Origin of the sequence: Staphylococcus sp. HMSC036D05 (genome assembly GCF_001836225.1) — a bacterium.
GTDB lineage: Bacteria > Bacillota > Bacilli > Staphylococcales > Staphylococcaceae > Staphylococcus > Staphylococcus caprae.
Genome location: NZ_KV827786.1, coordinates 1 through 286 on the forward strand (window position 1 = coordinate 1; position 286 = coordinate 286).

The following is a 286-nucleotide window of genomic DNA, read 5'->3' on the forward strand; positions in this document are numbered from 1 at the left end:
TTGCGGAAGATTCCCTACTGCTGCCTCCCGTAGGAGTCTGGACCGTGTCTCAGTTCCAGTGTGGCCGATCACCCTCTCAGGTCGGCTACGCATCGTTGCCTTGGTAAGCCGTTACCTTACCAACTAGCTAATGCGGCGCGGATCCATCTATAAGTGACAGCAAGACCGTCTTTCACTGTTGAACCATGCGGTTCAACATATTATCCGGTATTAGCTCCGGTTTCCCGAAGTTATCCCAGTCTTATAGGTAGGTTATCCACGTGTTACTCACCCGTCCGCCGCTAAC

The 286-nt window shown here is 52.4% G+C and carries 1 rRNA gene; it reads right to left on the reverse strand.

Going from position 1 to position 286, the window contains the following annotated elements:
• Positions 1-286, reverse strand: a 16S ribosomal RNA gene (locus tag HMPREF2580_RS11140); the annotation flags it as partial.